The organism is Mesorhizobium sp., assembly GCF_004963255.1.
Taxonomy (GTDB): Bacteria; Pseudomonadota; Alphaproteobacteria; order Rhizobiales; family Rhizobiaceae; genus Mesorhizobium.
In genome coordinates this window covers 116,270-142,397 of sequence record NZ_SUGA01000006.1, presented here as the reverse complement: position 1 = coordinate 142,397, position 26,128 = coordinate 116,270, and the positions used below count along the sequence as shown (strand labels likewise).

The 26,128-nt window shown below is 64.2% G+C and carries 23 protein-coding genes and 1 pseudogene; 12 read left to right on the top strand and 12 right to left on the bottom strand.

All coding sequences use genetic code 11. The features are described 5' to 3' along the window. Positions 1-129 precede the first annotated feature (129 nt). Entirely contained in the window at positions 130-1,050 is a 921-nt protein-coding gene (locus tag E5X34_RS09815) for a UDP-glucuronic acid decarboxylase family protein (protein WP_292563491.1), read from the top strand. Positions 1,051-1,087: 37 nt separating this feature from the next. On the opposite strand, the gene lpxK is transcribed toward E5X34_RS09815, so the two are convergent. The 6 genes from lpxK to E5X34_RS09785 all read right to left on the bottom strand — a co-directional run bounded on the left by lpxK (position 1,088) and on the right by E5X34_RS09785 (position 6,749). Then, on the bottom strand, positions 1,088-2,116 hold the full coding sequence (gene lpxK, locus E5X34_RS09810; RefSeq protein ID WP_042646391.1) for a tetraacyldisaccharide 4'-kinase: 1,029 nt from the start codon (positions 2,114-2,116) through the stop codon (positions 1,088-1,090). Positions 2,117-2,190: 74 nt separating this feature from the next. Next, positions 2,191-3,507, bottom strand: coding sequence for a lipid IV(A) 3-deoxy-D-manno-octulosonic acid transferase (gene waaA / locus E5X34_RS09805; RefSeq protein WP_292563488.1), 1,317 nt, complete (start codon positions 3,505-3,507; stop codon positions 2,191-2,193). Beyond that, the gene (locus E5X34_RS09800; RefSeq protein ID WP_292563485.1) at positions 3,504-4,283 is read right to left on the bottom strand and encodes a lysophospholipid acyltransferase family protein; all 780 of its coding nucleotides are present in this window, start codon (positions 4,281-4,283) and stop codon (positions 3,504-3,506) included. Before E5X34_RS09800 ends, waaA begins: the two co-directional genes overlap by 4 nt. Before the next feature lie 5 nt (positions 4,284-4,288). Then, positions 4,289-4,534: a DUF4170 domain-containing protein gene (locus E5X34_RS09795; RefSeq protein ID WP_042646392.1), complete on the bottom strand. Its 246-nt coding sequence runs from the start codon at positions 4,532-4,534 to the stop codon at positions 4,289-4,291. 75 nt (positions 4,535-4,609) lie between these two features. Continuing rightward, positions 4,610-5,419: a 3'(2'),5'-bisphosphate nucleotidase CysQ gene (locus E5X34_RS09790; protein WP_292563482.1), complete on the bottom strand. Its 810-nt coding sequence runs from the start codon at positions 5,417-5,419 to the stop codon at positions 4,610-4,612. Continuing rightward, positions 5,406-6,749 carry a TldD/PmbA family protein gene (locus E5X34_RS09785; RefSeq protein ID WP_292563479.1) on the bottom strand — a complete coding sequence of 448 codons (1,344 nt, stop codon included), beginning with the start codon at positions 6,747-6,749 and terminating at the stop codon, positions 5,406-5,408. Before E5X34_RS09785 ends, E5X34_RS09790 begins: the two co-directional genes overlap by 14 nt. Positions 6,750-7,315: 566 nt before the next feature. Here E5X34_RS09785 and E5X34_RS09780 point away from each other — a divergent pair. Further along, positions 7,316-9,133, top strand: coding sequence for a glycosyltransferase (locus E5X34_RS09780; RefSeq protein ID WP_292563476.1), 1,818 nt, complete (start codon positions 7,316-7,318; stop codon positions 9,131-9,133). 117 nt (positions 9,134-9,250) lie between these two features. On the opposite strand, the gene epmA is transcribed toward E5X34_RS09780, so the two are convergent. Next, positions 9,251-10,291, bottom strand: coding sequence for an EF-P lysine aminoacylase EpmA (epmA, locus tag E5X34_RS09775; protein ID WP_292563473.1), 1,041 nt, complete (start codon positions 10,289-10,291; stop codon positions 9,251-9,253). A 129-nt stretch (positions 10,292-10,420) separates the two neighbouring features. Between epmA and efp the strand changes: the two genes are divergently transcribed. After that, on the top strand, positions 10,421-10,990 hold the full coding sequence (efp, locus tag E5X34_RS09770; protein WP_042646394.1) for an elongation factor P: 570 nt from the start codon (positions 10,421-10,423) through the stop codon (positions 10,988-10,990). Between the two features lie 100 nt (positions 10,991-11,090). Here the strand turns inward: efp and E5X34_RS09765 are convergent, their stop codons facing one another. Further along, a complete protein-coding gene (locus E5X34_RS09765) occupies positions 11,091-11,825 on the bottom strand; it encodes a phytochelatin synthase family protein (protein ID WP_292563471.1) in 735 nt (244 codons plus the stop codon). Positions 11,826-12,098: 273 nt separating this feature from the next. Here E5X34_RS09765 and E5X34_RS09760 point away from each other — a divergent pair, with 273 nt between their 5' ends. The 3 genes from E5X34_RS09760 (at position 12,099) to E5X34_RS09750 (ending at position 16,047) form a co-directional block, all read left to right on the top strand. After that, positions 12,099-13,601, top strand: a complete 1,503-nt coding sequence (locus tag E5X34_RS09760; protein ID WP_292563468.1) for a winged helix-turn-helix domain-containing protein — start codon at positions 12,099-12,101, stop codon at positions 13,599-13,601. After that, the gene (locus E5X34_RS09755) at positions 13,598-14,854 is read left to right on the top strand and encodes an MFS transporter (protein WP_292563465.1); all 1,257 of its coding nucleotides are present in this window, start codon (positions 13,598-13,600) and stop codon (positions 14,852-14,854) included. The genes E5X34_RS09760 and E5X34_RS09755 overlap by 4 nt, the downstream gene beginning before the upstream one ends. Before the next feature lie 107 nt (positions 14,855-14,961). Beyond that, positions 14,962-16,047 carry an acyltransferase family protein gene (locus E5X34_RS09750; RefSeq protein WP_292563461.1) on the top strand — a complete coding sequence of 362 codons (1,086 nt, stop codon included), beginning with the start codon at positions 14,962-14,964 and terminating at the stop codon, positions 16,045-16,047. Positions 16,048-16,070: 23 nt separating this feature from the next. On the opposite strand, the gene E5X34_RS09745 is transcribed toward E5X34_RS09750, so the two are convergent. Then, a complete protein-coding gene (locus tag E5X34_RS09745) occupies positions 16,071-16,709 on the bottom strand; it encodes a DUF5074 domain-containing protein (RefSeq protein WP_292563458.1) in 639 nt (212 codons plus the stop codon). A 31-nt stretch (positions 16,710-16,740) separates the two neighbouring features. Continuing rightward, positions 16,741-17,961, bottom strand: a complete 1,221-nt coding sequence (locus tag E5X34_RS09740) for a helix-turn-helix domain-containing protein (protein ID WP_292563455.1) — start codon at positions 17,959-17,961, stop codon at positions 16,741-16,743. Positions 17,962-18,081: 120 nt separating this feature from the next. Here E5X34_RS09740 and E5X34_RS09735 point away from each other — a divergent pair, with 120 nt between their 5' ends. From E5X34_RS09735 to E5X34_RS09725, 3 genes and pseudogenes are all read left to right on the top strand, one after another. Then, the gene (locus E5X34_RS09735; protein ID WP_292563452.1) at positions 18,082-18,831 is read left to right on the top strand and encodes a DUF899 family protein; all 750 of its coding nucleotides are present in this window, start codon (positions 18,082-18,084) and stop codon (positions 18,829-18,831) included. 153 nt (positions 18,832-18,984) lie between these two features. After that, positions 18,985-19,182, top strand: a pseudogene (locus tag E5X34_RS09730) (hypothetical protein); the annotation flags it as partial. Between the two features lie 77 nt (positions 19,183-19,259). Continuing rightward, on the top strand, positions 19,260-19,907 hold the full coding sequence (locus E5X34_RS09725) for a class I SAM-dependent methyltransferase (RefSeq protein ID WP_292229305.1): 648 nt from the start codon (positions 19,260-19,262) through the stop codon (positions 19,905-19,907). Between the two features lie 30 nt (positions 19,908-19,937). Here E5X34_RS09725 and E5X34_RS09720 read toward each other — a convergent pair whose 3' ends face one another. Next, on the bottom strand, positions 19,938-20,870 hold the full coding sequence (locus E5X34_RS09720) for an AraC family transcriptional regulator (protein WP_292563726.1): 933 nt from the start codon (positions 20,868-20,870) through the stop codon (positions 19,938-19,940). Between the two features lie 74 nt (positions 20,871-20,944). Between E5X34_RS09720 and E5X34_RS09715 the strand changes: the two genes are divergently transcribed. The 3 genes from E5X34_RS09715 (at position 20,945) to E5X34_RS09705 (ending at position 24,122) form a co-directional block, all read left to right on the top strand. Next, entirely contained in the window at positions 20,945-21,772 is an 828-nt protein-coding gene (locus tag E5X34_RS09715; RefSeq protein ID WP_292563448.1) for an oxidoreductase, read from the top strand. Positions 21,773-21,833: 61 nt separating this feature from the next. Continuing rightward, on the top strand, positions 21,834-23,288 hold the full coding sequence (locus E5X34_RS09710; protein ID WP_292563445.1) for a phospholipase D-like domain-containing protein: 1,455 nt from the start codon (positions 21,834-21,836) through the stop codon (positions 23,286-23,288). 24 nt (positions 23,289-23,312) lie between these two features. Continuing rightward, positions 23,313-24,122 (top strand): endonuclease/exonuclease/phosphatase family protein, encoded by an 810-nt coding sequence (locus E5X34_RS09705; RefSeq protein ID WP_292074136.1) that lies wholly within the window; start codon positions 23,313-23,315, stop codon positions 24,120-24,122. A gap of 10 nt (positions 24,123-24,132) precedes the next feature. Here E5X34_RS09705 and E5X34_RS09700 read toward each other — a convergent pair whose 3' ends face one another. Next, on the bottom strand, positions 24,133-26,124 hold the full coding sequence (locus E5X34_RS09700) for a glycoside hydrolase family 127 protein (RefSeq protein WP_292563442.1): 1,992 nt from the start codon (positions 26,122-26,124) through the stop codon (positions 24,133-24,135). Positions 26,125-26,128 lie beyond the last annotated feature (4 nt).

Sequence of the window (26,128 nt, the reverse complement as noted above, 5' to 3'; positions counted from 1 at the left end):
TTCCTGGGCGAGTGCGGCAACAATCGATTGTCGCGACGAAAAACCCTTCTTCCAACGCACGTGACAGGTTCGTGACTCTGCGGCTATAGACAATGTCGTGGGTATGGGGGATTTGCTGTGAGGGCTCTGGTGACCGGCGGCGCCGGCTTTATTGGTTCGCATCTATGCGACCTGTTGCTGGCAAGAGACCATGAAGTAATATGTCTCGACAATTTCTCGACTGGTTCGGATGAGAACATCCGTCACCTGTCAAACAATGCGCGGTTCAGCTTGCTGAGGCACGACGTCACCCTGCCGCTTCAGGTCGAGGCTGATGAGATCTTCAATCTCGCTTGCCCGGCCTCGCCTGTTCACTATCAGCGCATTCCGATCGAGACGACAAAAGCCTGCGTCTATGGCGCCATCAACATGCTCGATCTTGCATGCGCTTCGGGCGCCAGAATCCTTCAGGCGTCGACGTCCGAGGTCTATGGCGATCCGCAAGTCCATCCCCAGACCGAGGCCTATTGGGGCCATGTCAACCCGATTGGTCCGCGCAGTTGCTACGATGAAGGCAAAAGATGCGCCGAAGCGCTGTTCTTCGACTATCGGCGCCGGTCGCAACTGCCGATCAAGGTGGTGCGCATCTTCAATACATTTGGACCTCGCATGCACCCTTCGGATGGGCGCGTGGTCAGCAATTTCATCGTCCAGGCATTGCGCAACGACCCCATAACCATCTACGGCGACGGAAGCCACACCCGCAGTTTCTGCTATGTCGACGACCTGGTGGATGGGATGGCCCGGATGATGGCGACGCCCGACGATTTCGTCGGGCCCGTCAACATCGGAAACCCGACGGAAGTCACGATCCTCGAGCTGGCCGAGCTGGTGCTGGGCATCGTCGGCGGCAAGTCGAAGATCGAGTTCAAGCCACTCCCGCAAGACGACCCCCAACAGCGCCAGCCCGATATAGGCCTGGCGCGTTCGGCGCTGGACTGGTCGCCTCGTGTTGCCCTCGAAGACGGGCTTGGCGAGACGGTTCGCTATTTCCGTGGGCTCATCAACTGACGGCAGGGAACCGGATCGACCAGGCGCGGCGCAAAACTCAACCCCGCATCTTGCGCTGGCGCCAGGCATCGAGCGTCTCGCCGATGATGCGTTCGGGCACGTGATCGAGCTCGAACACGGCCTCGATATCGAGCACGTCCAGTTGATCGAGGAAACCGGCGGGAACCTCGCCGTGGCGCAGCCGCGCGGCGTCCTTCGCCGTGGTGACCAGGCGCAGCCCCTCCTGCCGGGCGAGCGCCAGAAGGTCGGCAAGCTCATCCTGGGCGTAGAAATGATGGTCCGGAAAGGCGCGCGAAAGCGCGACTTCGCCGCCCGCGCCGCGCACCGTGTCGAAGAATTTCTCCGGATGGCCGATGCCGGCGAAGGCCAGGAACCGGCCGCCGGCGAAGCGTGACGGATCCGCCGGCTCGACATGGGCCAGGAAGATCGGCCGGCCGGCACGCGCCGCCTGGCGCACGACGCCGTCGGCGGCGGCGCCCTCGCCCATCTTCAGCAAGCCGCTGGTGAAGACCAGCTGGTCGACGATCTTGGCGCGGAGCGGTCCACCCGGAATGACGCGGCCGTTGCCGACGCCGAAGCGGGCGTCGACCACGACCAGCGCATAGTCGATATGGATGCGCGCCGACTGGAAGCCGTCATCCATGATCAGGAAATCGCAGCCATGTCCCTCGATGAGCAGTTTTGCGCCCGCGGCGCGGTTCGCCGTCACCGCCACCGGCGCATGTTCGGCCAGAAGCAGCGGCTCGTCGCCGACATGCTTGGCGGCGTCGTGATGCGCATCGACGACATGCGGCTTGGCGAACGAACCGCCATGGCCGCGCGACAGGAAGCCGGGCGTGAGCTGCATGCGCCTGGCTTGTTTGGCCAGGGCAATGGCGACCGGGGTCTTGCCGCTGCCGCCGACGGTCAGATTGCCCACGCACAGCACCGGCGCGTCGACCTTCTCGCGCGGGGCATGCCGCATGCGGCGGCCGGCAACCATGCCGTAAGCAGCCGACACCGGCGACAAAGCGAGCACCCGCCAGTCCGGCTTTTCCCACCAGAAGGGCGGCGCCTCGCTGGTCATCGCGCGGCTTCCGCGCAATTTGATTTTGCGCATGACCTTCTCCAAAAATCGGGTCCGATTTTTGGGATCATGCTTTAGCGCCCGTTGGCGCCTTTCAGGCGCGCCTTGACGACCAGCGGCTGGATATAGGGCTCCAGAGATTTCAGCGTGCGGGCAAGCGCGCCGCGCATCTCGTCGACCGTGGCGGCACCCGCCGCGATCATTTCGTGGCGCGCCACTTCGTTGGTCAGAAGGAAATTGACCGCGCCGGTCAGCATGTCGCGGTCGCGCACAAGCTTGGCGCCGCCGCTGTCGAGCAGGCGCTGATAGGCCTCGCGGAAATTCTGGACGTTGCGGCCGGCAAGCACCGCGGTTTCGAGCATCGCCGGCTCGAGCGGGTTCTGGCCGCCTTCCGAGGTCAGCGAACGGCCGACGAAAGCGATCTCGGTCAGCCTCAGGTAAAGCCCCATTTCGCCGATCGTGTCGCCCAGAAGGATATCGGTGTCGGGCGAGATGCGGTCACCCTTGCTGCGCCTTGCCACCTTCAGGCCCATGCCGGAAATCTGCGCGGCAAGCGCGTCGGCGCGGTCGGGATGACGCGGCACGATGATGGTCAAAAGCCCATGATGGCGCCTGTGCAGGCTGGCGTGGACCTCGGCGGCCACGGCCTCTTCGCCGTCATGGGTCGAGATCGCCGCCCAGGTGGGGCGATCGCCGATCTGGCGCTGCAGGGTAGCCAGGGCCCGTTCGTCAACCGGCGGCGGGTTGGTGTCTACCTTGAGGTTGCCGGAAACCGTGACCGGCCGGGCGCCGAGCGCGCGGAACCGCTCGCCGTCGGCATCCGATTGGGCAATGACATGGGCGAGATTCTCGAACAGCGCCTCGGCAACGCTTGCGCGCTTCTTCCACGAGGTGAAGGAGCGGTCCGACAGCCGGCCGTTGACCAGAACCTGCGGCACGTTGCGGGCGCCGAGTTCCAGGATGGTCATCGGCCAGATTTCCGATTCGGCGATGATCGCCAGTTCCGGCCGCCAGTGATCGAGGAAACGGCTTACCGCGGGCTTGAGATCGAGCGGCACATATTGGTGGATGATGCGGCTGCCGAGGCGCTCGTCGGCGACCTTGGCCGAAGTCACGGTGCCGGTGGTCAGGACGACGTTGACGCCGTAGTCGAGGATGCTCTCGACCAGCGGCACCACCGCGATCGTCTCGCCGACGCTTGCCGCATGGATCCAGATCACCGGCCCTTCCGGCCGGGGCCGGCCGGCGACGCCGTAGCGCTCGCGGCGCCGGGCGCGATCCTCCTTGCCGCGCGAGGCGCGCCAGGCGACATAAGGACCAATTAGCGGATAGGCGGCCGCCCCCGCATAGCGGTAGGCGGTCAGAGCGGCACGCGCCCAGCGCTCGCTCATTTGCCGCCATCCACGAGGCGATAGGCCTCGGCCGTCGCGGCGTTGAGGGAGGCGGTGACCTCCTGGCGCTTGCGCTCCATCTCGGCATCATCGGCATCGGCCGGCACGAAGACTGGGGGGCCCACGATAACCGCGGAGCGCCCGAAAGGCAGGTTGATGGTGGTCTTATCCCAGCTCTTTTCCAACACCTTGCGGCGACTGGTGGCGATAGCCGAAGGCAGGATCGGCCGGCCGGAAAGCCTTGCCAGAAGGACAATGCCAAGCCCGGCGTCGCGCGGCTTGCCGTGCGGGATATCGGCGATCATGGCGACGTTCTTGCCGATGACAAGCGATTTCTTGAGCGCGATCAAGGCCTTGGCGCCGCCCTTGTCGAGGTGTTTCGAACTGTCGCGGCCGCCGGAACCGCGCACTGCCTCGATGCCGAATTTCTCGAGCATCAGTGCCTGGAGCTCGGCGTCGGCGCTGCGCGAGACCATGGCGACCAGCGGCCGGCCCTTGGGGTAATAGGCAGGGGTCAGGAGTTGCTGGCCGTGCCAGAGTGCGATGATGCCGGGCTCAAGATGCGCGTAAGCGCCGCCGGCAACCTTCGTCGAGCCCTCGACAAGCGGGCTGGTGAGGCGAATCAGCCGCAGGAACCAGGCGAACAGGCTGGCGATGAAATTCTTGACGAACCCCGACTGCGCCAACGGCTCGCGGATGCGCCGCCACAGCGTACGCGTTCCGCCGCGTCTGGCAGCGCGCCGCCTGGTCGCCCCTTTCACCGCCTCATGCTCCATCGACGTCAACCGCCGACCTTTGTTTCTGGATCGAGCAGACGGTGCAGATGAACAACGAAATAACGCATATGGGCATTGTCGACACTGGCCTGCGCCTTCGCCTTCCACGCAGTGTGCGCAGATTGATAGTCGGGGTAGATTCCGACGATGTCGAGCGCGTCCAGGTCACGAAACTCGGTTCCACCCAGCTTTTTCAGCTCTCCACCGAAAACCAGGTGCAAAAGCTGTTTCTTTCCGTCTTCCACGGCCATGCCGATCCTTCGTAGATTCATGAATTTTGTGAAACGTTTAGCCCAAAGCAGACGATTTTGGAACTGCGGGCCGACTCACCCTTGGTCAATCTCCGCGATAACCCTGCCGAGCACGCCGAGCAGTTCACCGCTGCCGGCGGCAAGCGCGCCGTGATTGATCACCTCGCCGGCATAGCGCGGCGGCTTGCCGGCGCGATCAAGCAGTGCGCCGCCAGCCTCGGCGAGGATAAGATCGGCGGCGGCGATGTCCCAGTCATGCGCATTCGGCTTGACGAAGGTGGCATCGAGCTTGCCGGCGGCGATCATCGCCAGCCTATAAGCAAGCGAGGGGATGTAGGCGGCCCGCCGCAGCCTGTCGTGCCAGGCTTCCGGCATCAGGTCGACCAGCGGCTTGGGTCCGCCGATATCGACGCTCTCACCCAGCGGACGCACATGGATGCGCTTGTCGTTGAGATAGGCGCCCTCGCCCGGCAGCGCCCAGTAGGTCTCATGCTTGGCCGGGCATTCGAGCACGCCGGCCAGCGAGCGGCCGTCCTCGACCACGGCGACGCTGACGCACCAGGAATGCAGGCCGTCGAGAAAGCCGCGCGTGCCATCGATCGGGTCGACGACGAAGGTGCGGCGGGCCGACAGCCTGGCATGGTCATCGGCGGTCTCTTCCGACAGCCAGCCGTAATCCGGACGCGCCTTGAGCAAGGTCTCGCGAAGATAGGCGTCCGCCGCATGGTCGGCCTCGCTCACCGGCGAGGTGCCGCCCTTCATCCAAACCTGCGGGTTGTTGCCGAAATAGTCCATGGCGATGGCGCCGGCTTCGCGGGCGGCTTCGCGCAGCAAGGCAAGGTCGTCGCCAGCCTCGCTCGATGTCAGTTGGTCAAGCGCCGGCAAGGGTCATCCCTTCGATCAGGAGCGTCGGGGCAGCCGTTCCGAAATTGCGGTCGAGGTCGCTTGCCGGCACCATGTTGAGGAACATGGCCTTCAGGTTGGAGGCGATCGTCACCTCGGCCACCGGATAGGCCAGCGCGCCGTTCTCGATCCAGTAGCCGGAGGCGCCGCGGCTGTATTCTCCGGTCACCATATCGACGCCCTGGCCGAACACCTCAGTGACGTAAAAGCCGCGCTTCAGCGACGCGATCAAGTCGTCCGGCGAATGCTCGCCGGGCTCGATGGCGAGATTGGTCGAGGATGGCGAGACCGACGAGCCGCTGCGCGAGCCGCGTCCATTTGTGACGAGGCCGAGCTCGCGCGCGGCCGAGGTCGACAGGAACCAGTGGTTCAAGATGCCCTTCTCGACCATCAGCAGCTTCCCGCCCTCGACGCCTTCGCCGTCGAACGGGCGCGAGGCCTGACCCCGCCGGCGCAAAGGCTCGTCGGTAACGGTGATCGCGGCCGAAGCCACTTGCTTGCCCATCATGTCGCGCAGGAAGCTGGTCTTGCGGGCGACCGCCGCGCCGTTGATGGCGCCGGCGAGATGGCCGGCAATGCCGCGCGCGACGCGCGGATCGAACACCACATCGACGGGGCCGGTCGCCGCCTTACGGGCGCCGAGGCGGCGCACGGCGCGTTCGCCGGCCTTGCGGCCGATCTCTTCCGGCGCGTCGAGGTCGGCGAAATGCTGGCGCGAGGAGAATTCATAGTCGCGCTCCATCGCCGTGCCCTCCCCGGCAATGACGCTGGTCGAACGCGAGAAGCGCGAGGCGACATACTGGCCGACAAAGCCATGCGAGGTGGCAAGCACGAGTCCGCCCAGGCCGGCGCTCGCGCTGCTGCCCGAGGAATTGGTGACGCCCTTGACGGCCAATGCGGCCGCTTCGGCGGCAAGGGCTGCCTCCTTCAAATGGTCGGCCGGAACCTCGGTCGGATCGAAAAGGTCGAGATCGCGCAAATTGCGGGCAAGCAGCGCGGGATCGGCGAGGCCCTGGAACGGATCCTCGGGCGAGACTTTGGCCATGGCGACGGCGCGCTCGGCAAGCGATTTCGGATCGGAAGCGGCGGTCGCCGAGACGCTCGCCACGCGCTGGCCGATGAAGACGCGCAGCGACACATCCTCGCTCTCCGACGATTCGGTGCCCTCGACCTTGCCCAGCCGCACCGACACGCCGGCAGAGCGGCCGCGCACCGCCACCGCGTCGGCCGCATCGGCGCCGGCGCGCCTGGCGGCCTCGACGAGCGTCGTCACGCGATCGGTCAATTTCGCTGCGTCGAGCTGGTTGGTCATACAATTTTTCCTGTTTGTTCGAGCAGTCCATTAAGGCGTCATTCCGTCGACGCCCCGCAGGGTTGCCCCTGCCGCACCATCGCGGGTGCAGCGCAACATCCATGGATGCCTCGCACCATCTATTGTTCCGCCGGCGCTTGCGCAATGGGCGACGGCCGATCCAGGCGCCGCGACCAAATCGCCCAAGGGGCCAGCACAACGTCCGCGGTTCATCCTCGTTCCGGGGTTTTTCGCATAACGTCCCCTCAACTCGCCTTGCCGGTCCGTGATCCCGACGAAATCCGCGCTTTCTATGACGAGCGCTCGGCTTATTCGTGGCTCGTCCGGCACTCGGGCCAGTTTCGACCTCCATCGTCAGCAGATTTCGGCGCAGCCCTTCGGATTCACGCGCAGTCTGTCATCGACGGGGCCGAGTGACCGATGGTACGCTGCAGGCTTGCCCGTGATTTTCGGGCAATGGGGATTTGAATTCAAAAGGGGGGCGCCGATCACCGGGCAGGTGTTGCGCGCCGGCAATTGGGGTTGGTCATGCGCTCGCTTCGGGCGCCGGACCTCATGGGGGAAGAATGGATTATTTCGCAGGTGGACGGTTTACCTATGACTGGACCTCCCATCACCTGAACCTTTGGGAGGGACTCCTCCGCGACAAGATCGACACCGCGACCGCAGTTCTGGAAATCGGCTCATTCGAGGGCCGCTCCGCGCTGTTTTTCCTGCAATTCCTGCCAAAATCCCGCATCACTTGCGTGGATAGCTTCCAGGGCAGCGAAGAGCATGTCGAGCGCGGCTCGAAATATGAATCCGACATGGTCGAGGTCGAAAGACGCTTCGACCAGAACCTGGAACCCTTTGGCGACCGTGTCGACAAACACAGAGGCGACTCGGTGGTGGTGCTGCCGGCGCTGGCAGCCGAGCAGCGACTGTATGACGTGGTCTATGTCGACGGCGATCATTCAGCCGCATCCACTTACACCGATGCGAGGCTGGGTTGGGACCTGCTCGACAATGATGGCGTGATGATCCTGGACGACTACCGGTGGGGCGCGCGCCTGCCGACGGCGAAACGTCCCGCCGCGGGAATCGAAGCCTTTCTGCGGCAGATCGCCGGCGAATTCGAACTGCTGCACCGGGACCAGCAGGTCATCATACGCAAGAGCAGGATCGTTGCGACCAGATCGTTCACAATTGCCGGGCGCGACATCGGCGAACTCGCCGGCGGCGCGTTGTCGCCGCCGCTCGTCAGCTTCGTTGTCATCAACTGGAACTACGGCCGCTATGTCGGCGCCACAATCGACTCCATCCGCAGGCAGGACTATCCGCACTTCGAGTGCATCGTCATCGACAACGGGTCGAACGACGACAGCGCGGAGGTGATTGCCCGGCATGTCGAAGGCGATCCGCGTTTCCGTGTGGAAACCCTGGCGCAGAACCATGGCCAGCTCGGCGCCGCCCTGTGGGCGCTTGACAAGGTGAATGGCGGGTTCGTGACCTTCGTGGACGCGGACGACGTGCTGTTCGACAATTATGCCTCGATGCACATCCAGGTGCATATGGCGCTGCGGCGAAACGTCGGCTTCACCTCGGCCAACGTCACCGAAATGGATTCGACGGGCAAGACCTTGACGGCCTCGTACTCGCAACTCAGGCTGAACATGCCTGACGCGAAACGAGGCCTTCGAGGCGAGCAGACCGTGCTGCGGCTGCCCACGGTCTCTCCCTCGCAATACCGGCTTCTCGACGACAATACGGCGACCATACCGAAGCGGCACATAGGCTGGCTCTGGGCGCCCGGTAGCGCCAACATGTTCCGCACCTCGGTGCTGCGTCTGTTGCGGCTGGATGATGGCAGCAAACCGCGGATGACGGCAGCAGACGGATATTTCAACACGATCTGCCACGCGGTTGCCGGCAGCGCGCTGATCGACATGCCGCTGTCGGGCTATCGTCTCCATTCAAGCAATTACTTCGCAGTCGGCGAAAGCATCGAGGGCATACGCGGCGGAACCAGAAGCTTCGCGGCCAAGACGCAGCAATTCACGTATGAGAGCGTGAGGTTCTTGATAGAACGGAGCGAGCGTTTCGAGTGGTTGCTCGGACCGGAATTCTGGCCGACTGTCGACAGGGTCACGCGCGAGGACGGAGCGGCGTTACGCGACTATTTCAGGAATGAACTCGCGGTTGAAATTTTCAGGCAAAACGCACCGCAACTAAGGTCGGTTTTCGGCGACGGGAAATTCCGCAGGGAGATCACGAACCGCTTCTCCGGTGCACAAGCCAGGTCAATCCTGCGAGCCGGTTTCGGAGGTCGAATTCCGATACGCCACCTGCACAGATCGCTGTTCCGCGATTTCCGCGCATTCCTGGGGATGACGCGGAAACGGTGATGACCCGGCCGGGATGCGCCAGCGTGGCTGACGGGATTCCGTTGGATGGATATTTCAACACCCTCCTTGCAGTACCGGAGAAAATCCCGAGCGGCCTGAAGGGCTGACGCAGCGGGATTACGCCACCGGCGCCCAGATCACGTCCTCGATCCTCGTTGCCCCCGTCGCCAGCATCACCAGCCGGTCGAAGCCCAGCGCCGAGCCGCTTGCCTGCGGCATGATGGCCAAAGCCGCCAGGAAATCCTCGTCCAGCGGATAGCGCTCGCCATAGACGCGCTCCTTCTCGTCCATCTCGGCGAGGAAGCGGCGGCGCTGCTCGGCCGGGTCGGTGAGCTCGCCGAAGGCGTTGGCGAGCTCGACGCCGCAGCAATAGAGCTCGAAGCGCTCGGCAACGCGCGGATCCTTGGCGCTCGGGCGGGCAAGTGCCGCCTCCGCAATCGGATAGCCATAAAGGATGGTGGCGCGTTCCTGCCCCAGCACGGGCTCGATCTTTTCCACCATCACCCGGCTGAACAGATCTGCCCAATTGTCGTCGGGCGCGGTGCGCAGGCCAGCCTTGACCAGCGCGGCATGAAGTCCGTCGCGATCCGTGCTCCCGTCAGCCGCGACGGTCGCCAGGAGGTCGATGCCGGCATATCGAGCGAAGGCCTCCGCCACACTGAGCCGTTCCGGCTCGGCGAGGGGATCGGCCTCGCGGCCGCGAAAACGGAAATTCCTGGAGCCGGCCTTTTCCGCGGCGAGCGCCAGGAATTCGGCGCAGTCGTCCATCAGGCGCTCATAGGTTTCGCCGACGCGGTACCATTCGAGCATGGTGAATTCGGGATGATGCAGCGGCCCGCGCTCACGGTTGCGCCAGACGGCGCCGAGGCTGAAGATGCGCTCCTCGCCGGCGGCAAGCAGCTTCTTGCAGGCGAATTCCGGCGAGGTGTGGAGATAGAGCGGCTGGCGTGACGCGTCCGGTCCGATCGCCTCGGTGGCGAAGGCGGCAAGATGCGCCTCATTGCCCGGCGAAACCTGCAGCGCCGAGGTCGTCACCTCGATGAAGTCGCGTGTCGAGAACCAGCCGCGAAGCGCGGCGGCAATGGCGTTGCGCGCCATCAGCCGGGGCCGGCGATCGGCATGGATATCAGGCATCCACCAGGGCGAAGCGGCGGTCATAGGCAGGAAAATCGCCGGAAAGGCTGGCGGTTCGGCGCAAGATGCGCTAGGGCGCACGCGATGGCCGCCGTCGCCGCTTCGCGGAAATCGACGCTTGCAGGCCGAAAAACTCGAACGGGATCGAATATCGTGGTCAAGGTCATCGCCAGTTCCTTACGCAAAGGCAACGTCGTCGATAAGGACGGCAAGCTCTATGTCATCCTCTTTGCCGAAAACATCCACCCTGGCAAGGGCACGCCGGTGACGCAGCTCGACATGCGCCGTATCGGCGATGGGGTGAAGGTGTCGGAGCGCTACCGCACGACCGAAATGGTCGAGCGCGCCTATGTCGAAGAGCGCGAGCACACCTTCCTCTATTCCGACGGCGAAGGCTTTCACTTCATGAATCCGGAAAGCTACGACCAGGTCGTGGCCTCGGAAGCCGTGGTCGGCGATTTCGCGCCCTATCTGCAGGAAGGCATGGCCGTTCAGCTCGCCCAGTTCAACGGCGTGCCGATCTCGCTGACGCTGCCGCAGCGCGCCACCTTCGAGGTGGTGGAAACCGAGCCGGTCACCAAGGGCCAGACGGCGTCTTCCTCCTATAAGCCGGCCGTGCTCTCCAACGGCGTGCGTACCGCCGTGCCGCCGCATATCTCGGCCGGCACGCGCATCGTGGTGATGACCGCAGACGGCTCGTACGTGGAGCGCGCGAAGGACTGATATTTTACGGCAGCACGATTAGCGCGGCTCGCCTGCATGGGGCGGGCTACGTCGCGAACTGTGTGCTTGCGGGCCTTCTCCGCTGGAAGTTCAGGCTGAACTACTCTCCCGACGGCGACGATATCAGCACATATCCGCGGGTTTTGTTCTCATTGTCGCTGTCGACCGTGTTCATCGCTCCGAACAGGTCGGCCGTTGTCACCCATACCGGCGGATATTTGTAGCGGGCGACATCGAGGATCAGGAACCTGTCCGCTTTCTCGTCGTAAGCGGCCAGCGGCGATATGTGCCCGCCTTTCTCCTGGCCCATCGCCTTGCGCAGATAGTTGACGATGACAAAGTGCCCGGGCTTGGCAAGGAACGAACTGGCCTGGGTGCGGAACTGCTCAAGGCTGGCATCCGAAGCATGGCGGACCTCGGCCTTGATCGGCTGGGTGGATAGAATGGCCCCGATCTGGTCGAGCGTCATTCCCTGCTTGTCGAGGACCTGACGAGGAAGAATGGTTTCCGTGCGCTCGTTCAGGACATTATCCTGCGTGAACGTCTTGTAAGGTTCGTATTCGGGCACCGCGGGCGCCGGAACGTTGAGCGCGTTCAACACCATGACGATGCTGGCCACGCCGCAATAGGCCTGCGTCTTTTGCGTGAGAAAATTGCTCGCGAGGGGGAAATAGGCTTCCTTCGCCATGCTCTCGGCAAGAAAGCTCTCTCCGGCAGGGGAACTGAATCCCGTCAGATTGTCCGGAAGCTTCAGCGTTTCGGCAAAGGCGCCGGGCGCAGCCAGGAGAAACGCCAGCAGGAGCGAATAAAAACGCGCAGACATCGTGACCCTCAACCTCGTGGAGAAAGCATCGAGGGATGCTATCAGCTTTCGCAGGCCATCGCACGTTGATCTGCCGGCGCGCCCGGGTCAATCAACTAGCCGCACCATCAGGCGGCCGCCGCCACCGGCAAGCCGGCGGCTTTCCATTCCGGCATGCCGTCCTCGGGGCGGCGCGCGGAACGCCCGACCGAGCGCAGCGCCGCGACAGCCCGACAAACCCTCGGCTGCGGTTTAGTCGTTCTCCAACCCTTTCCCGGAAACTGTCGAAACGCTTAATATGCCCACATGCAGGGGACTCGCATCGCTTTTGGTCCGTTCGTACTCGATCCCGACACCGGGACGCTCCTTAAAGAGCGTATCCCGATCGCCGTTGGGCATCGTGGGCTGACGTTGCTTGCCGCGCTTGCGGCACGGCCGGGCGAAATCCTGACCAAGGCCGAGCTGATGGACGCTGCCTGGCCGGGCACCGCCGTCGAGGAAGGCAACCTTACCGTCCAGATCGCGACACTAAGAAAGGTTCTTGGCCCGGCTGAGAACGGCGGCGAGTGGATCGCCACTGTGCCTCGTGTCGGCTACCGCTTCACCGGGACGATTGAGCCGGTGGCGAGCACATCCTCCAAACCGATGCCGGCATCCGGCAAACCGTCGATTGCGGTGCTGCCTTTTGCCAATTTGGGCGGCGATCAGGACCAGCAATATCTCAGTGACGGCATAACCGAGGACATAATCACGGAGCTGGCCAGATTTCGCTCCCTCCTCGTCATCGCACGCAACTCGTCTTTTCAGTTTCGCCATCCGGCACCGGACATCGCCGAAGTCCATCGCAAACTCGGGGTTCGCTACCTCGTCGAAGGCAGCATACGAAAGCTCGGCGATCGCATTCGCATCACTACACAATTGATTGACGCCGCCACCGGCACCCACCTGTGGGCCCAACGGTACGACCGGGCCCTCAACGACATCTTCACATTGCAAGACGAGGTTGCCGCGCTCATCGCCTCAATGGTCGAAGGCCAAACGGAGGCCGACTCGGCAAGCCGCTCCAGGCGCAAGCCTCCAGCCGATTGGGATGCATACGACTACTATCTGCAAGGGCGCGCGCTCTTCCATCGATATGAACTGGACAAGTCCGAGCCGCTGTTCGTTCGGTGCGTCGAACTCGATTCGACCTTCGCTCAAGGCCACGCCTTCCTCGCCCAGGCCCTCGTTGGCAGATTTTGGTATGACAACGATCCGAGGACGCTACAGAAGGCTTGGGACTCGGCGCGAACGGCGCTCGATCTCGACAGGAGCGACGGCGTCTGTCACCAGAGCATGGGGCTGGTGCTTACGCACATGCGCCAGCACAGCGATGCGGGAATGCATTTCGAGCGAGCACGCTCGCTGAACCCGCTGGACGTGAACATCGCAGGAGATTACGCAAGCTGGCTCAACTATGGCGGACGGGGCGAGACGGCGTTCAACGTGCTCGAAAGCGCGTTACTGCGCGACCCCTTACCTCCGACATGGTTCTGGGAGGTGAAGGGCAGCTCGCTCTTCCTGCTTGGAAGGTACTCGGAAGCCGTCGGTTCGTATCAGAAGGCCGGAGACCATTTCTTCATTCATGCCTTCCTCGCGGCGACTTACGCGCATTTGGGCGAGATGGAGAAGGCGCGCGCTGAAGTCGAGGAAACACTGATGAGGAAACACGACGTGACTGTTCGGCTGATTTCAGGTCTCCCGTTCGCCGACCCGGTCGCTCTCGAGCTTTTCACATCAGGCTTCAGAAAGGCCGGTTTTCCAGTGTGAACGCCACCGCCGTCGCGCTCGGCCTCAAGGCCAACTGGAAGCAGTTTTCGCTGCTCGTGCTGATCAACGCCTTCGTCGGTGGCATGGTCGGCATCGAACGGACCGTCGTGCCGCTGATCGGCGCGGAGGAATTCGGCGTCGCTTCCACCACGCTGGTCGTCTCCTTCATCGTCAGCTTCGGCGTGGTCAAGGCCTGCGCCAATCTCGTTTCCGGCCAACTCGCCGACACATGGGGCCGCAAGCGCGTGCTGATCCTCGGCTGGCTGTTCGGCCTGCCGGTGCCCTTCATCATCATCTGGGCTCCGAACTGGGGCTGGATCGTGGCCGCCAATGCCCTGCTCGGCATCAACCAAGGGCTCGCCTGGTCGATGACGGTGATCATGAAAGTCGATCTGGTCGGACCGAAATCGCGCGGGCTGGCCGTCGGCCTCAACGAGTTCGCCGGCTACCTCGCCGTCGGCATCACCGCCTTCCTCACCGGCTATCTCGCCAGCCGCTACGGGCTGCGTCCGGTGCCGATCTATCTCGGCGTCGGCTATGCGATCCTGGGTGCGACGCTGTCCATCCTGCTGGTGCGCGACACGCGCGAGCATGTGCGGCTCGAGCTGGCGGACCACCCAAAACAGGCTTCGCCGCTCAGCTTCCGCGAGATCTTCATTCTGACCTCGTTCGGGGACCGTAACCTGTTCGCCGCCTCCCAAGCCGGCCTGGTCAACAACCTGAATGACGGCATGAGCTGGGGGCTGTTCCCGCTCTTCTTCGTCGCCAACGGGCTCGGCGTCGAGCGCATCGGCATCCTCAAGGCGGTCTATCCGGCGGTGTGGGGCGTCCTGCAGGTCGCGACCGGGCCGCTGAGCGACCGGTGGGGCCGCAAGGGCCTGATCGTCGCCGGCATGTGGGTGCAGGCGGCGGGGCTTCTCTTGACCGCCATGACGCGCGATTTCGGCTGGTGGTTGCTGGCGAGCCTGCTGCTCGGCCTCGGCACGGCGATGGTCTATCCGAGCCTGATCGCGGCGGTTTCGGACGCCTCGCATCCCTCATGGCGGGCGCGCTCGCTCAGCGTCTACCGCTTCTGGCGCGACCTCGGCTACGCAATTGGCGCCCTCGCCGCGGGCCTGATCGCCGATTTCTTCGGCTTCGCCGCGGCGATCGGGGCCATCGCGGCGCTGACCTTCCTGTCGGGCGCAATTGTCGCGATAGCAATGCGCGAGACGCATGCCGCCGCCCCGTCTCCCGCGTCAGGCGATGGTTAACGCAGGCACCGAACAAGGTTTCCGTTTACGATATCGTAAGCTTGTTGCTGCGAGGCATTCGCCGGTCCGCTACAATCGCGGCAGTTGAATTTTCCTCGAGATCGCGCATGAGCAGCCCCAACCGCATGCCGTGGGTGGACACGGCAAAAGGCCTTTCCATCATCCTGGTGGTGATGATGTATTCGGCCTACAACACCGGTGAATACACTGGCGGCGTCGGCTTCCTGCACTATGTCATCGGCTTCGCGACGCCCTTCCGCATGCCGGAATTCTTCCTGATCTCGGGCCTGTTCCTGTCGCAAGTGATCGACCGGCCGTGGCGGCGTTATGTCGACCGTCGTGTCGTCCACTATCTCTATTTCTACGTGCTGTGGGCGATCATCTCGATCGGGCTGAAGATCGGCATCTTCAGCCGCGATCCCGCCGGCATGCTGCACGACCTCGTAATGGCCGTCGTACAGCCTTATGGCGTGTTGTGGTTCATCTACATGCTGGCGGTTTTCGGTATCGTGATCCGCGTGCTGCGCGAGCTTCGCGTGCCGCACTGGATCGTCATCCCGTTCGCTGCCGCGCTGCAGATGTGGGCGCCGAAGCCGGACAGCTACGCGCTCGAGCAGTTCGCGGCCTATTTCGTGTTCTTCTATCTCGGCTTCGTGCTCGCGCCGCTGATCTTCCGGCTGGTGGAATGGACGCAGGCTCGTCCGGCGATCGCCGTCGCGGGCCTGCTCACCTGGGCGCTCGTCAACGGGCTGCTCGTCTATTCGCCGGGCTATGCGATGCAGCCGGTCGGCATGCAGATGGGCCTGGCGGCATGGCCGCCACTGCATCTGACGCTGGCCGTCGCCGGCGCGGTGGCGCTGTGCGTGGCCGGCGGCTTTCTGTCGAAATTTGCTTCCATGGAGTGGCTGCGCTGGCTCGGCGAGCATTCGCTGGTGGTCTATGTCGCCTTCACCATTCCGATGTCGATCTTCCGCGGTGTCATGCTGGCGAGCGGCCTCCTGACCGACACCGGGATGCTGAGCCTAGCGGTGCTGATTGTCTCGGTCATCAGCCCGGTCGCGCTCTATTTCATCGTCAAGCGCATTGGCTTCGGCGCCTTCCTGTTCGAGCGGCCGGCCTGGGCGCATGTCGATGAGCCAAACGCCGCGAAGGCCTCCAAGCCAATGACGCGGCCGGCGCGCGAGGCGGCCTGACCGGGCCGCCTTTCCACTGTTCCTTACTTGCTTTCGTGTCCCGGACGCTTTGCGGCCTTGATCTTGCCGCTGCTGCCGCCGCCACAGAAGAAGCAGCCGCCGCCGTCCGATTCCAGCCCCGACACGCCGGAGGGCATCGCCAGCTCCTGCAGCACGTCGCCCGTGTCGGGATCGACGCGCACCAGGTCGCCCTCCTCGCCCTCCCAGGTGGCGTGCCAGAGCTCGCCATCTACCCAGGTGACCCCGGTGACGACACGCTTCGATTCGATGGTACGGATCACCTTGCCCGTTTCAGGATCGATCTGATGAATCTTGTGCGCCCGGTATTCGCCGACCCAGAGCGAACCCTCGGCCCAGGCCATGCCTGAATCGCCGCCATTGCCGGGAGCCGGAATGGTGGCGACGACCTTGCCGATCTTCGGGTCGACCTTGTGGATGCGATCCTCGGCAATCTGGTAGAGATACTCGCCATCGAAGGCAGTCCCGGCATGCGACGCGACATCGATCGTACGCACGATCTTGCCGCTGTCGGGATCGAGCGCGTTCAGCTTGTCGCCACTGGCGAACCAGACGTTCTTGCCGTCATAGGTAACGCCGTTGACGCGCTCGACGCCGGGGAACGGTCCGTATTCGCGCAGGATCTCGGCAGCGGCTCGTTTCATTTTCGATCTCCATTCGAACAATGGCCGCACACTAGTCGGTCGGCAGCGGCCCCGGGAGTAACAACACAGTCGGGAATCCGGTCACCGGCGGCATCATCCAGCGGCGCGCCCGGCCGCGACCGACCGGCTGCACCTTGTTCTGCGTCGACAGTTCTTCCAGCGCCCGCTGCACGGTGCGCGCGCTGGCGCCGAGCGCGATCGCCAGCGCCGAGCTCGACCAGGCCTCGCCATCGGTCAGAAAGGCAAGCACCGCGCCATGCTCGTCTTCGACCGGCGGCGCCAGCACCACGACCTCGGCGGCCTTCAACGGCGTCAAGGCAAAGCCGCCGGCCGTGGCATTGATCTCGGCCAACCCGGTGAGCTCGGCGCGCAGCCGCCCCATCTCGACCCTCAGCCGCGCGCGATGCGATTCATCCGCGTGCCTTGCCCGAAAGGCGCGTCTCAACAGCATCTCACGCGAGGCATCCGCCGGCCATGCCTCGGCAAGCGTGCGCGCCAGCGCGAACAACACCGGCCGTGTCGCCAACGAGACGACCGCATCGGCCTCGCGCACCACGTTGCGGCAGGCATCGATGACCAGCGCGCCCGAGGTCAGCAGCATCTCGACCTCGTCAAGCAGCAGATCTTTCTCCGCGCCTCCCGAGATCAATCGGCCGACCGGCGTGTTCAGGACCAGGGATGCCGCTTCGACTTCGGCCTTCAAGGCCGGGATGTTGGCTTCGTAAGCGGCCAGCGATGCTCGGCCGAACGCCGAGCGCGCCGCCTTCGTCCTCAGGCGCCGGACCGCGATGCCGGCCGCGGCCAGTTCATGCGCGACGCGCGCAACCGGCGGCAGCGGCGCCGGATCGAAATCCGAAAGCAGCCGCTCGGCCTCGTCGAGCCGGCCGATCAGGATGAGCCGGCGCGCCTCGAGGCTGCCGGCATAGGCGGCGTTCAGCCGGTCGCCATGCGCGGCAAGCGTGGCGCGTGCGGATCGCAAGGCCTTCTCCGACCAGCCGAGGTCGCGCGAGACCAGGGCAATCTCGGCCTCGGCGACGACGCAGCGGGCGCGCGCGACAGTCTCCCTCGAACTGAAGGCCCTCGCCGCGTCCTTCAGCAGCGCCTTGGCCTTGGCGAAATCGCCGAGCTGCGCCATCGCGATGCCGCGCAGCGCCAGCGCCGGCGCGTCGTCGCGCAGGGCGACGCGCTTCAAGGCGCCGAGCGGATCGCCCGCGGCGAGGGCGCGGCCGGCGGCGTTGATCAGCGAGTCCATGCCATCGCCTCAGGGCCCGCCAGATCAAATCGCGTCACACTTGTAACTCTCACCATCGAACCATGCGGCCTATGTCTGTCCCTGTCACCCCCAACCAAACCCAAGAACGGGACAAGAGCAATGACCCAACAGATGAAGACACCGCCGGTCGTTTCGCAGGAAGCGTGGGAAGGCGCCTATGAAGAAATGCTGGTCAAGGAAAAGGCGATGACCCGCGCCCGCGACGCATTGGCCGCCGAACGCCGCCGCATGCCCTGGATGGAAGTCACCAAGGACTATGTGTTCGAAGGCCCGAACGGCAAGGCAAGCCTGCTCGACCTCTTCGAAGGCCGCCGCCAGCTCGTCATCTACCGCGCCTTCTTCGAGCCGGGCGTCTTTGGCTGGCCCGAACATGCCTGCCGCGGCTGCTCGCTCGGCGCCGACATGGTCGGCAACCTTGCCCATCTCAACGCCCGCGACACCACGCTTGCCTATGCCTCGCGCGCGCCCCAGGCCGACATCCAGCGGTTGAAGCAACAGATGGACTGGAAGATGCCCTGGTACACCATCACCGACAGCTGGGATAAGGATTTCGGCGTCGACCAATGGCACGGCCACAACGTCTTCATCCATGACGGCAAGCGCATCTTCCGCACCTATTTCGTCAACAACCGCGGCGACGAAGCCTTCGGCACCGTCTGGAGCTATCTCGACGTCACGCCGCTCGGCCGTCAGGAGGTGTGGGAGGACTCGCCCGCGGGCTATCCGCAGACCCAGACCTACAAATGGTGGAACTGGCACGACAACTACGAAGCGGGCACCGCCCCCGATCAGAGATGGGTCGAGGTCTCGGATGCCGGCGAAGCGGCGTTCCGCAACAAGAGCGCCTGAACGTGAAGCGACTCCGGCGGCGCGAACCGCGCCGCCGAAGCCGATCCCGGCATCTCTCCGAACATTTAAAAACCCGACCACTTCGGGAAGGTGAATATCATGAGCATCCACAATTCCGCCCCTCGCCCAACCGGCTTGAGCGGCTTCGGCCTCGCCGACTGGCTTTGCCTCGCCGCGGCGCCGACCTTCGCCATGATGGCGCTGCTGACGGCAGCCTATGGCGATCACGACATGACGTGCATGTCGGAAGCCTCGGTCCTCAGCGGCATGGCGCCGATGTATCTGTTGATGGCGGGCTTCCATCTGACGCCTTGGCTGCGGCTGATGGCGAGGCGCACCAACGGGATTTGACGCAAGCGCTCAGCGTTCCCGTTACGTTGCGTTTAGCTCTGCCATGTAGAGAATTCGGATGCGGAGGCGGCGTCTGAATGCTGGATAATTATGAGGCGGACGAATTCGGCGTGATCCACCAGATCGACTTCACGCCGATCAAGTACGACAAGAAATACATCTCGTACTACGAGGACCTGAGCGACCGGACCATCAAGCTCGGCTATCAGCGGCTTGGCTGGGTGCTGGGGATCACCGGCGAAATTCCGCGCTCGGTGCTGGAGATCGGATACGGCACCGGCACATTCATCGAAGCCGCCAAGATTACCGGCGTCGCCGATTGCGCCGGCTGCGACATCGCCGAGTTTCCGCTGCCCCAAGGTGTCCGCTTTGTCGATTGGGAGGAGGCGCTCGCCGGCTCGTGGGATCTCGTCGCCATGTTCGACGTGCTCGAGCACATCCCGGATCTCAGCTTCCTCGCCCGCCTGCAGACCCGGCATCTGGCCGTCGCCGTCCCTTATTGCCGCTGGCGTGAGCTCGGCGCCGACGGCGACGCCTGGTTCCGGACCTGGCGCATGCGCCTCCCCAACGAGCACCTGCACCACTTCGACCGCGACTCGCTGGTGGCGCTGCTCGCGCACAACGGCTTCGACTGTGTGACCCTGAACTGTTTCGAGGACGGGATCAGGCTGCGGCCCGGAGAAGCGGGTCCGAATATTCTGTCGGGCTTCTTCAGGAAGCCATAGACCGAGGAGCCGGCTGAGCGCCAATGGCGGCTACTCCGCCCAGGCAAGCTCGCCCAGATGGCGACGGACCCAGTTCATCTCTTCAGAAGCCGTGCGCCCAAAATGCCGCTTGAAATCACGGCTAAACTGAGCCGCGCTCGCATAGCCGACCGAAGCCGCGGCCTGAGCAATCGTGCCCTTGCGCGCGATCATCAGTCTTGCCTCGTGCAGCCGCATGGCTTTCACGTACTGCATCGGGCTGCTTCCGGTCATCTCCCTGAAATGGAGGTGGTAGGAAGGCACGCTCATGCCTGCTTCTCTCGCCAGATCGGCGACCGAGATTTCGCAGCTGTAGTTTTCCCGCAGCCATGCAAGGCTCCGCACGATCCTTCCCGACCTGCCCCTTTGCTGCAAGGCTGCGATCATTGCGCCGCCTTGCGGGCCAATCAGCACCCGGTAATGCAGCTCGCGCAGCAGGCCTGATCCAAGAATGGCGGTCTCGGCAGGGTTGCGAAGCGCCTTCAAAAGGCGCAGCAGCACATCCTCAATATCGGCCTCCATCCTGCTCGATATGAGGCTTTGCGGCCTGTCGCTTCCCATTGCGGAATGCGTCTCCAGCCGCCCTGCAATCTCGGCCGCCAGCCGCATGTCAAACTCGACATAGACGGCAAGCAGCGGACGATCGGGGCTGGCCATCGACTCCATTCGAAACGGAACCGGCACCGACACCGCCAAATAGTGTTCTTCGTCGTAGAGGTAGACCTCCCGTTCGAGGATGCCTCGCTTGCTTCCCTGCAGGACGAACACCGCGCCCGGCTCATAAAGCACCGGGACGTCATGGAGCACGGCCTCCGTCCGGAGCACCCGCACGCTCTGGAGTGCGGTGGCGTTGTATCCAATGCGTTCGCCGAGACCTTCGGCCAGATCGACCAGTTCCCGTTTTCGTCCGGGATCTGCTTCGATAGGATTTGGCAAGGAATTCATAGAAACCGCAATCGGGATGCCCACCGCACAATACTATCTGTCAAGCCACACTCCATCAACAAGGACGGCAGACAATGGCGAAAAAGACCTTCTTCATCACCGGTGCCAATTCCGGCTTTGGCCTCGCCATCGCTTCCGCCGCCATCCAAACAGGCCATACGGTCATCGGCGCCGTACGGTCCGAGACGTCACGCGCGGCACTCGGCAGATCCCTGCCTGCGATGCGGACGGTCATGTGCGATGTCACGGAGTTCGACCGCGTGCCGGACGTCGTCGCGCAGGCGGAGGAAGAGCACGGGCCCGTCGATGTCCTGATCAACAATGCCGGCTATGGCCACGAAGGCGTGCTTGAAGAGTCACCGCTCGAAGAGATGCGGCGTCAGTTCGACGTGAACGTCTTCGGCGCCGTGGCGGTCGCCAAGGCGTTTCTTCCGAAGTTCCGCGAGCGACGCCGTGGCTTCATCGTCAATGTCACCTCGATGGGCGGCATGATCACGATGCCGGGCATTGCTTACTACTGTGGCAGCAAGTTCGCGCTCCAGGGCATATCGGAGGTGATGCGTTCGGAAATGGCCCCGTTTGGCGTTCGCGTTACGGCCGTCTGCCCCGGTTCCTTCCGGACGGACTGGGCCGGGCGCTCCATGGTCCGGACCGAAAGGTCTATCGCGGATTATGACGCGCTGTTCGACCCGATCCGTGAAGCCCGGCAGGCGAAAAGCGGCAGGCAGCTTGGCGACCCCGGCAAGCTTGCCAAGGCCGTGTTGGCTTTGGTGGAATCCGAAGCTCCGCCGCAGCAGCTCCTACTTGGCAGCGACGCCCTCAAGCTCGTGTCCGAACGTATCGAACGCCTGCAGCAGGAGATCGAAGCCTGGAGGGCCGTAACCATCTCGACCGATGGCTGAATGAGCGCGGAATAACCCGCCGCATTGCCTTTCCGCCCCGGCTCGCTCCATAGTCGGGACAATGCTTGACGCGATTGCGAGTCACTGGTCGACGCTTATCCTGATCCTCTCGCTGGCGATGGCGGCGGTCGGCATCGTGCACGCCATCATGACCAAGGAGGACGTGCGCGCCGCCACCGGCTGGGTCGGCGTGATGCTACTCTCGCCCTTTCTCGGCGCGATCATCTACGCCATCGCCGGCATCAACCGCATCCGCCGCGCGACGATCAGCGCGATGCGGCCGTCGCCCGACGCCGCCGCCAGGCATGACCGCGACGTCGCCCTAGAAGCCCTGATCAACGCAGAATACGGACAACGCTTCACCGGGCTGAAGACGCTCGGCGACAGGGTGGCGCGGCGTCCGCTGACCTCCGGAAACACCATCGCCGTGCTCAAGACCGGCGACGAGGCCTATACGGCGATGTGCCGGGCAATTGATGCGGCGCAAAGAAGCGTCCTGCTCGAAACCTATATTTTCGACAATGACGCGGTGGGGGCGCTTTTCGTCCAGTCGCTCGGCAACGCCGTCAAGCGCGGCGTCACCGTGCGCGTGCTGATCGACGCCGTCGGCGTGCGCTATTCGGTGCCGAGCATCCTGAAACAACTCAGGGAGGCCGACGTCACCGTCGACCTCTTCAACGGCAACATCGTCATGGGCCTGAGACTTCCCTATGCCAATCTGAGGACGCACAGGAAGATCCTGATCGTCGACGGCGCGGTGGCGTTCACGGGAGGCATGAACATCCGAAAGGGATTCTCGGCCGAATTCGCCGGTTCCGACAGTTCGCGCGACACGCATTTCGAGGTCACCGGACCGGTGGTGGCCGACCTGTTTTCGGTTGCCGCCGAGGACTGGCGCTTTGCCGGCAACGAGGCCTTGAAGGACGGACCCTGGCAGGTCGAGCGCGCCGCGCCACCGCCCGGGCAGCCGGTGCTGGTGCGCGCGGTGGCGAGCGGGCCGGACGCCTCCAACGAAACCAACCTCAAGCTTTTGATGGGCGCGTTTTCGGTCGCCCGCAAATCGATCCGCATCATGTCGCCCTATTTCCTGCCGGACCGGGAGTTCATCAGCGCGTTGACCACGGCTGGCCGGCGCGGCGTCGAAATCGACATCGTCGTGCCGGCGGTGAACAACCTTTTCCTCGTCGATCATGCGATGACGGCGCAGTTCGACCAGGTTCTGAAGCATTATTGCCGGGTCTGGCGCCACGAGGGCTCGTTCGACCATTCCAAGCTGATGGCGATCGACGGCGTGTGGGCCTATGTCGGCTCCTCCAATCTGGACGCGCGCTCGCTGAGGCTGAATTTCGAGATCGACATGGAAGTCCTGGACAAAAACTTCGCCGCCGAGATCGACGCACGCATCGCGGCCGCCATCTCGACCGCCCAGCCGGTGACGCTGGAGACGCTGAATGCAAGGCCATTCGTAATCCGCGTCTTCGACCGTTTGCTGTGGCTGGGATCGCCCTATCTTTAGAGCAGGAAATCGAGCAGCAGGATCATGGAGATAGACGACATCAAGGGACGCAGCCTGCCGGAGACCGTGCTCCTGTCGATCCGCGCCAGGAACGCGCGCAAGGCGAAGGCGACGCCGCGCAAGCGAGTCAACGACACTGAAATCGTCGTCGCCTCCTACAACGTCCACAAATGCATCGGCACGGACCGCAGGTTCGACCCTGACAGGACGGCCCGCGTCATCCGCGAGATCAGCCCCGACGTGATTGCCCTGCAGGAAGCCGATAACCGCTTCGGCGACAGGGCCGGGCTGCTCGATCTCGCCCGCCTGGAACTGGAGACGGGACTGGTGCCGGTGCCGGTCTCGGGCAACGGCAAGGGGCATGGCTGGCGCGGCAATGTGCTCCTGTTCAAGCGCGGCACCGTGCGCGACGTCCACCAGCTCAAGCTGCCGGGACTGGAGCCGCGCGGCGCGCTGGTCGCCGAAATCGATCTTGACGAGAAACGCAGCTTGCGCGTCATTGCCGCCCATCTCGGCCTCCTGCGCCGCTCGCGCTCGGAACAGGCTCGCGTCGTGCTCGACATCATGAGCAGCGCCGACGAAAGGCCGACGCTCTTGCTTGGCGACCTCAACGAATGGCGGCTCGGCAACCGCTCGGCGCTGAACACGCTGCACACGACCTTCGGGCCGACGCCACCGGCGGTGCCCACTTTCCCGTCCGGCCTGCCGGTGCTGGCGCTCGACCGCATCATGGGCAATCGGCACGGTCTGGTTTCAGGCGTCGAGGCGCATGACACGCCGCTGTCGCGCGTCGCCTCCGATCACCTGCCGCTGACGGCCTTCGTGCATCTGTAGCCGGGCCCGTCTACCCCTCCCTCAGCCAGACCAGCATCTCACCGGGCTCGCGATTGTCCCAGGCGAAATAGGGCACCGCCTTGAGCTTCGTCGCCTCAGTCGCCGGCGGCTCGGGACGATAGAGATCGGCGCCCCAGTTTTCCGTCTCGGCCCTGCTGCCGATAGCCGAAAGGGTGACGACGCCGCCGAGCAGGTTTGGCTCCTTATGGGCCTCGAGCTTTGCCTCGCGCGGCAGAGCGATGCGATGCAGCCCGCCGCCATTGTCGGTTTCCTCAACGCAGTAGACCAGCGGGCCGCGCGCCAGCGCTACGCGACCGATGTCCTGGCGCACCTGCGGATTGGCGAAGAGGCGCGCCATCGACATTTCGAGGTCGAGCTCGACCTTGTCGCCCTGGCGCCACTCGCGCCGGATCGCGGCATAGCCGTCGACCGTCGCCGCCTCGAGATCGACCAGCTTGCCGTTGACCCGCAGCGCGGCCTTGCGACACCACGCAGGGATGCGGAGATAGAGCGTGAATTCCACCGGCGCTTCCGGCCCGACCTCGATCGCGACCGCGCCGTCCCAGGGATAGTTGCTGGTCTGGACCAGGGTAACCTGGCGGCCGCCAATTTCGAAGCGAGCGGTCGAGTCGCCGTAGAGGTGCACCGCCAGCGCGTCATCGGCGAGGCCGTAGAAATAGCTGCCGATCGAGGCCACCATGCGGCCGATATTGGGCGGGCAGCAGGGGCAGCGGTGCCATTTCCAGCGATGATGGCCGCCCCTGCTCTCCAATGGATTCTCGTAGAAGAACAGCGAGCCGTCGAGCGACAGGCCGGAGATCGAGCCGTTGTAGAGCGCGCGCTCCATCATGTCGGCGTAACGGGCATTCGGGCCCATGCCGAGCATGCGGCTTGCCCAGAACACCAGGCCGACCGAGGCGCAGGTCTCGGCATAGGCGGTCTCGTTGGGCAGGTCGTAATCGCTGGTGAAACCCTCATTGTGCGCCGACGGCCCAAGGCCGCCGGTGACGTAGAGGCTCTTGGTCATCAGATCGTCCCAGAGCCGGTCGAGCGCCACGCGCAGCGTGTCGTCGCCATATTCGGTGGCGATGTCGGCCATGCCGGAATAGAGATACATGGCGCGGACCGCGTGGCCGACGACCTTGTCCTGGTCGCGCACCGGCTTGTGCGACTGGTTATATTCGTAGGTCTTGAAGTGATAGGCCTTCGGATCGGCGCCGCGGGCGCGCGCCTCCTCGTCGAAATAATGCGGCTCAAGGCCGCGCTGATCGATGAAATATTTGGCGAGCTCCATGTATTTCTGCTCGCCCGTTACCCGCGCCAGCTTGACCAGCGCGAGCTCGATCTCCTCATGGCCGCAGTAACCCTTTTTCTTGCCAGGCTCCGGGCCGAACATCGAGGCGATGTGGTCGGCGTAGCGGCACATGATGTCGAGCAGCTTGCGCTTTCCGGTCGCCTGGAAGTAGGCGACCGCGCCCTCGATCAGATGGCCGGCGCAGTAGAGCTCGTGGCAATCGCGCAGGTTGGTCCAGCGCAGGCCGGGCTGGATGCGCTGGTACCAGCTGGAGAGATAGCCGTCCTCCTGCTGCAGTTTTTCGTACATGTCGATGACGGCGTCGATCTTCTTTTCCAGCTCCGGATTGCGGCGGCGGTAGAGCGAATAGGCGGCGGTCTCGATGGTCTTGCCCCAGTCGGAATCCCAGAACATCTGCGTCGTCACCGTCGAGCCGGTGAACTCGGCGTCCTGCCCGTCGGCCTCGTCGGGCGACGGCGAATGGAAGGGAATGACGACGCCTGGCGACGGCCGGTCCGGATCGATCTGCTCCAGCATACGCGCCTCAACGCAGCGGTCGTAGAGGATGCCGGCGGTCTTGCTAGCCACCGCATCGACACGGTCGCCCCAGAAGCCGCGGACATCGACCTGCGGCACAGGCAACGGCCGGAAGGCGAGTTTTGGCCTGGCGGACGTGCCGGCCTCTTTGGTGGGCTGCGATGCGGTCATGAGG

What these genes read in the sequence shown, in the direction of transcription:
- lpxK (WP_042646391.1), bottom strand. Translation starts at nt 2,116, where the DNA reads ATGACCAGCGAGGCGCCGCCCTTCTGGTGGGAAAAGCCGGACTGGCGG.
- waaA (WP_292563488.1), bottom strand. Translation starts at nt 3,507, where the DNA reads ATGAGCGAGCGCTGGGCGCGTGCCGCTCTGACCGCCTACCGCTATGCG.
- E5X34_RS09800 (WP_292563485.1), bottom strand. Translation starts at nt 4,283, where the DNA reads ATGGAGCATGAGGCGGTGAAAGGGGCGACCAGGCGGCGCGCTGCCAGA.
- E5X34_RS09795 (WP_042646392.1), bottom strand. Translation starts at nt 4,534, where the DNA reads ATGGCCGTGGAAGACGGAAAGAAACAGCTTTTGCACCTGGTTTTCGGT.
- E5X34_RS09785 (WP_292563479.1), bottom strand. Translation starts at nt 6,749, where the DNA reads ATGACCAACCAGCTCGACGCAGCGAAATTGACCGATCGCGTGACGACG.
- E5X34_RS09780 (WP_292563476.1), top strand. Translation starts at nt 7,316, where the DNA reads ATGGATTATTTCGCAGGTGGACGGTTTACCTATGACTGGACCTCCCAT.
- epmA (WP_292563473.1), bottom strand. Translation starts at nt 10,291, where the DNA reads ATGACCGCCGCTTCGCCCTGGTGGATGCCTGATATCCATGCCGATCGC.
- E5X34_RS09760 (WP_292563468.1), top strand. Translation starts at nt 12,099, where the DNA reads ATGCAGGGGACTCGCATCGCTTTTGGTCCGTTCGTACTCGATCCCGAC.
- E5X34_RS09750 (WP_292563461.1), top strand. Translation starts at nt 14,962, where the DNA reads ATGAGCAGCCCCAACCGCATGCCGTGGGTGGACACGGCAAAAGGCCTT.
- E5X34_RS09745 (WP_292563458.1), bottom strand. Translation starts at nt 16,709, where the DNA reads ATGAAACGAGCCGCTGCCGAGATCCTGCGCGAATACGGACCGTTCCCC.
- E5X34_RS09740 (WP_292563455.1), bottom strand. Translation starts at nt 17,961, where the DNA reads ATGGACTCGCTGATCAACGCCGCCGGCCGCGCCCTCGCCGCGGGCGAT.
- E5X34_RS09735 (WP_292563452.1), top strand. Translation starts at nt 18,082, where the DNA reads ATGACCCAACAGATGAAGACACCGCCGGTCGTTTCGCAGGAAGCGTGG.
- E5X34_RS09725 (WP_292229305.1), top strand. Translation starts at nt 19,260, where the DNA reads ATGCTGGATAATTATGAGGCGGACGAATTCGGCGTGATCCACCAGATC.
- E5X34_RS09720 (WP_292563726.1), bottom strand. Translation starts at nt 20,870, where the DNA reads ATGAATTCCTTGCCAAATCCTATCGAAGCAGATCCCGGACGAAAACGG.
- E5X34_RS09715 (WP_292563448.1), top strand. Translation starts at nt 20,945, where the DNA reads ATGGCGAAAAAGACCTTCTTCATCACCGGTGCCAATTCCGGCTTTGGC.
- E5X34_RS09710 (WP_292563445.1), top strand. Translation starts at nt 21,834, where the DNA reads ATGCTTGACGCGATTGCGAGTCACTGGTCGACGCTTATCCTGATCCTC.
- E5X34_RS09705 (WP_292074136.1), top strand. Translation starts at nt 23,313, where the DNA reads ATGGAGATAGACGACATCAAGGGACGCAGCCTGCCGGAGACCGTGCTC.
- E5X34_RS09700 (WP_292563442.1), bottom strand. Translation starts at nt 26,124, where the DNA reads ATGACCGCATCGCAGCCCACCAAAGAGGCCGGCACGTCCGCCAGGCCA.